Source organism: Vibrio sp. V42_P2S4T144, assembly GCF_009904715.1.
Lineage (GTDB): Bacteria > Pseudomonadota > Gammaproteobacteria > Enterobacterales > Vibrionaceae > Vibrio > Vibrio alginolyticus.
Genome location: NZ_WXWS01000436.1, coordinates 1 through 5,107 on the forward strand (window position 1 = coordinate 1; position 5,107 = coordinate 5,107).

A 5,107-nucleotide genomic window follows, 5' to 3' on the forward strand; every position below is an offset into this window, starting at 1 on the left:
GATCTATAGTGATCCCATCATCAAAACGAAGATTTTGTTTAAGGTAGAAACCATGATTGAACTTTATTTAGATACTGCTGATGTGGCAGAAGTAAAACGCTTTAACCAGTGCCTACCGCTAAAAGGCGTGACGACAAACCCAAGCATTTTGGCGAAGTCAAAACAGGGACTGAATGAAACCCTAGCAGGCATGCAAGAAGCACTTGGCGGGACACCTCGCTTTCACGCTCAAGTAGTGAGTTCAACCGTCGAAGGCATGGTGGCAGAAGCACGCCAACTGAATGAATTGCCTTACGACATGGTGGTAAAAGTGCCAGCAACAGAAACAGGCTTAGCTGCAATTAAGCTAATGAAAAAAGAGGGAATTCAGGTTCTTGCTACCGCTATCTATTCAGCTCAACAAGGTTTCCTTGCAGCACTGTGCGGTGCAGACTACCTAGCACCTTACGTAAACCGCATTGATACGATGAACGGCAACGGTGTTGAAGTGGTTGCGGATCTTCAATTGTTGCTCGATCAAAACCAACTACCAGCGAAGATTTTGGCAGCCAGCTTCAAGAACACTCAACAAGCGATGGAGGTGATGAAACTGGGCATCGAAGCCATTACATTGCCAACCGATGTGGCAGCGCAAATGTTCGCTCACCCAGCAGTAAAACCTGCGGTTGAACAGTTCGATAAAGACTGGAAAGAGACGTTCGGCGAGAAACTTTCATTTGAAAGCTAATTAAAAGTAGCAGCTAGATGTCTTAGTTAGGGTCTATTGAACTTTCATGGTTAGATTTTGTTCGAGATAAAAGCGTTTTAATCGCGGCGAGAGGTTTGCCGCCTAGTCATTCTAAGCAATTACCTCTCAACAAAGAGTAAAACGCTTTTAGCCGAACCCTTCGGGCAGCGTTTGTGGTTCATTTCTACTTCATTACCGGCTTATCAGTTACACCAACTACATTTCAAATGTCTCTGCCTCATATAAATTACCCACAAATAGCTGCAAAAATCAGCTTGAAAGCTCAATAGACCCTATTAATAAAGGGAGTCTTAACTCACCCTGTGCGCCGGTGAGTTAAGATTCCCTTTTTGTATTTCATATAAAGAGGCGAGGTTTACAGAAGTTCTCTATTGGTCAGTGACCAAAGGTACACGCGCTTGAGTAAACTGATTTTGACCCTCTTACGAATACCTCGTTTGGAATGGCGGAGTCGGTTTGGTAGCACAATGGCTTTCATCTCGGTTTTCATTTCTTTTCCATCCACCAACACAGTAGACCTCCGATGCAGTAAGCCAGCAGATCTTTCCAATCAAATGTGGCGCCCAAAATTACAGCCAGAGGCGATGAAGATTCGATACCAAGCCAAGCTGCGACCTGAAGCAATTGCCCCAACTCGACGGCAAACGCAATCAACACCACCAGTGAAACCATCCAGTTAACGGGCATGGAGAACAAGCTTGCAAGAAAGTAGTAGAGCCAAACCACAACCAGAACATCACCAAATGTCGGACGAATAAAGCTGTCTCGAACATAGAGCGCAATAACGACCAATGCGATAAAACACACCAAGCTTTTCAGTCCATTTTTTGCAGATAATCGCAGGTGGATAGCACACGTTTCTTCCACCATATCGCTTGGCTGCTCAGTGAGAATTGCTCGTTTAAACATCTTCATGATTCGCCTTTGCACTTTCTTCCGCTTTCTTATTTCGTGCGTACCAGTCGATGTTTCGTGTAATGACCATAGTGAAGCTCAAAATCGCGAAACACAGTAATGTCCCCATGACCAATGCGTAGCTTTCTGCTTGTAGCAAGCCAAACAGTAATCCGTAGAGAGTGAGCAAACACGCTCCAAATATCGCGCCGTGTTTGGTGTTGCTCAACATACCGCTCACGTACACACTTAAAAGCCAGGTCGATGCAACTGCCGACACCACATATGCCCAGTTAAAGCCGAGGTGTTCACTCATCGAAATCAGCAACAGATAGAAAAGTGCTAAAGCCAGACCAATAAAGCCGTATTGCACTGGGTGAACCGGACGCGCTTGGAACAGCTCCAGTAAGAAAAAACTCGCAAACACTAATGTGATAACCAACAGTGAATAGTTCACAGCTCGGTGAGACTTCAAATAGTGATCAACAGGGTCAATCAAATCTACGCCCATTTGTCGCTGTTCAAGCTCGTGACAAGCGTGATTCGATGACAAACAGCTTTGGAACAGCTGCGCGATATTGGTAGAGAAGTTGTTGCTCGCCCATTGCGCGTTAAATCCATCTTCAGATACCTCTGACGACACCGGTAAGTAATCACCAATAAAGCTTGGATGTGCCCAAGTTGAAGAGAGTTCAACCGTTGTTTGACTGCCGATTGGTGTGACTTGAAGCTGACCCATCCCTTGCAGCAAGAAGTTAAGATCGAATGCCAAAGGTTGTTCTGCGTTTACGTCTGCAAGTGTCAGATCACTGTGGAAGCCTTGTGGCAACTGATTTAACCCCGTTCCCGGTGCGACTTCGATGTCAGCACTCGCCATGGTCATGTCATCCAAACGAATCAATCCACGGCTGTCTTCAATGCCAACCACTAGGCTCATGTTTTCAATATCAAGCCCCTGCAACGCCGCGAGATCGTCTGCATCAAAAGCGCCTTTCAGTGCCACTTGTGCTTTGTATAAACGCGCGCGGTAAATGCCTCGGTACTTTTCAAAACTGTCCAGATTCGCGCTCATATCAAAAGTGCTAGGTAAAAGAAATTTACGACGCTCTTTAATCTGTACTTTGTCATCTCGGTAACTGGTTTCGGTGTAGTTAACCATGATGAATGGACCAATGATGCGCTGTTCGCCGCTGCTGCTGCGTGCGATGTCGTTTCTGACTTCATCTTGGCGATATGAGCGTTCTGAGATCAGTCCTGTGACCATTGAAAGCGGGATTTGCAGTAAGACAAACAAAAACAGCACGAAGGCGAACTTCGTGCCGAGTTGGTTATTGAGGATCTTTTTCATGTTTCATTCTCCATTTGCTGATGGAAGTAATCTAAATCAGCAATTTGGAGAACGAATGGAGCTAATGTGGAGTTTCTATGGAGTTGGTAAAATCAGGGTCACTTTCACGCCAGCATCGACGTTTTCGACTTGCAACTGACCTTTGTGCAGCTTGATCACTTGCTCAACAAAATTCAGCCCGAGCCCAGTGCTCTTAACACCATTTTCCCGAGCGAGGGAGTAGAAGCGCTCGGTTAAACGAGGCAATGCATAGTCGGGAATGTGAGGACCTGAATTGAAAATCGACAGGCACACCTTTTCTTTCGTGACCTCAGTTTTCCATTCAATGCATCCCTCTGAATGAACAAAATCCAGCGCATTGTCCATCAGGTTAAAAACGGCTTGTTTCAGTAAGAAGGCATCACCAAGTACGGAGAGATGGTCATCAATTTGGATTTTGGCAGTGACCGACTTAGCACTCAAACGCGCATCCGCCGACTCAACCACTTCATTGACCATTTGTTCTAGCGAGATAGCTTCGACTTGTTCTAACTCGGGGCGCTTTTCAAGACGAGCCAGTTCGAGCAACTTATCAATCAATGACTGCATGCGGTCGCTTTCTCGCTCAATGTTGCCAGCAAAGCGCGTGACCTTTTCTTCAGGCAACGGCATTTGCAATATTTCACTCGCGCCTTTAATCGCTGATAACGGGCTTTTCAGCTCATGAGTCAGCGTCTGTACGTACTCTTCCACATACTGCTTACCATCGAGCTGATTGCGCATTTTCTCTAATGCATCACTTAGCGTGCCGTACTCATAAAAGATACGAAATGTCGGCTTAGAGACCTTTTTGCCCTCACCCATTTTGGTCGCGTAGTCTTCTAGCTTGTTCAATGCCGAGTGAATTCGCCAAGCAAACAATGCCCCTGCCAATAGCACTAAACCACTCATCCATACCATCCAAAACAGCACATTGCGTTTAGAAAGATCGATGAAGGGTTGTACTGAGCGATTGGATTTTGCCACCGTCACGCTGCCAATGATTTCGCCTTTGTGGTAGATGGGCGCAGCAACGTGCATGACGGTTGAAAGCGGATCTTTCGGGTCTTCGATGGTACTGCGCGCGCCGTATTGACCACGCAACGTGAGATAAACATCGTTCCATTGCGAGTAGTCTTTGCCTACGTCTTGCTGCCAAGAATCCGCAATCACAATCCCTTGTTTATCGGTGATGTAAATTCGATGGTTAATCGCTTTTTTACCGATTTCCCAAATGCGCGCTTGAGGTTCTCGCTGCCCATAAGCCGTTAATAGTTTGGAGAAGCGACTCTCAGACAACTTTCCGTTTGCAACGTCCTCTTCTGCCAATACCGCGAGCAAGTTCGCCATATCCACCAGCGTCTCTTCAGTGGTTTGACGCACGGTTGGCTTAAGTTCTTGGACGACCGTTTTGCTCACCATGTAAGCCGTCATTCCGACTAGGATGAAGTAGAGAAAAAACAGTCTGAGTCCAAGCGGGATCTTCGGCCAGCGATTCATCATTCACCTTTAATGCAGTAGAAGTAACCAAAGCCACGCTTGGTACAGATACGTTCAGACATCCCAAACGGCTTCAACTTATGGCGAATAGCTTTGATATGAGTATCGATATTGCGCTCGTACGCAGCCTCTGGCGCCATGTCTGCCGCGACCATGAGCTGCTCTCGGCTCAATACATTGGAAGAGACGGAAATCAGTTTATCGAGAATCTTAAATTCGACCGCCGTTAACCCAAGCATTTGCCCGCCAACACCATAATCGAAGTTTTGCGCAACCAAACCTTGGTTCAATTGAGGCTGTTCTGGAACAGCTACAGGCTCTGGTTTGTGCTCTATCATTGGCGCTTTAGCTTTGATTCGAAGTTTAATGCGCGCCAGCATTTCGCGCGGGCTAAATGGCTTAGTCACGTAATCATCCGCGCCAATCTCCAAGCCCACGACGCGGTCAATTTCATCGCTTCTTGCTGTGAGAAAGATAATGGGAATATCAGAAAACTCACGGATGGTTTTGCATAATTCAAAACCATTGCCATCCGGTAAGCCTACGTCTAAGACAAGTAACGCTGCGGAGTTGTGCTGCAAAAAAGCTAAGCCCTCTCC

At 46.4% G+C, this 5,107-nt stretch carries 5 protein-coding genes; 1 reads left to right on the forward strand and 4 read right to left on the reverse strand.

Annotated features, from left to right (window positions below; genetic code table 11):
* Positions 1–52: 52 nt before the first annotated feature.
* Complete coding sequence (locus CAG68_RS14630; RefSeq protein ID WP_053304029.1) at positions 53–727, forward strand: fructose-6-phosphate aldolase; 675 nt, start codon at positions 53–55, stop codon at positions 725–727.
* A gap of 507 nt (positions 728–1,234) precedes the next feature.
* Here the strand turns inward: CAG68_RS14630 and CAG68_RS14635 are convergent.
* The 4 genes from CAG68_RS14635 to CAG68_RS14650 all read right to left on the reverse strand — a co-directional run.
* Entirely contained in the window at positions 1,235–1,663 is a 429-nt protein-coding gene (locus CAG68_RS14635; protein ID WP_065275495.1) for a ribosomal maturation YjgA family protein, read from the reverse strand.
* Positions 1,650–2,990: a cell envelope integrity protein CreD gene (gene creD / locus CAG68_RS14640; RefSeq protein WP_065275496.1), complete on the reverse strand. Its 1,341-nt coding sequence runs from the start codon at positions 2,988–2,990 to the stop codon at positions 1,650–1,652. Before creD ends, CAG68_RS14635 begins: the two co-directional genes overlap by 14 nt.
* 75 nt (positions 2,991–3,065) lie before the next feature.
* Positions 3,066–4,508, reverse strand: a complete 1,443-nt coding sequence (gene creC / locus CAG68_RS14645) for a two-component system sensor histidine kinase CreC (RefSeq protein WP_025768606.1) — start codon at positions 4,506–4,508, stop codon at positions 3,066–3,068.
* A partial coding sequence (locus tag CAG68_RS14650; protein WP_161441311.1) for a response regulator occupies positions 4,508–5,107 on the reverse strand: 600 nt, incomplete at its 5' end. The genes CAG68_RS14650 and creC, both read right to left, overlap by 1 nt.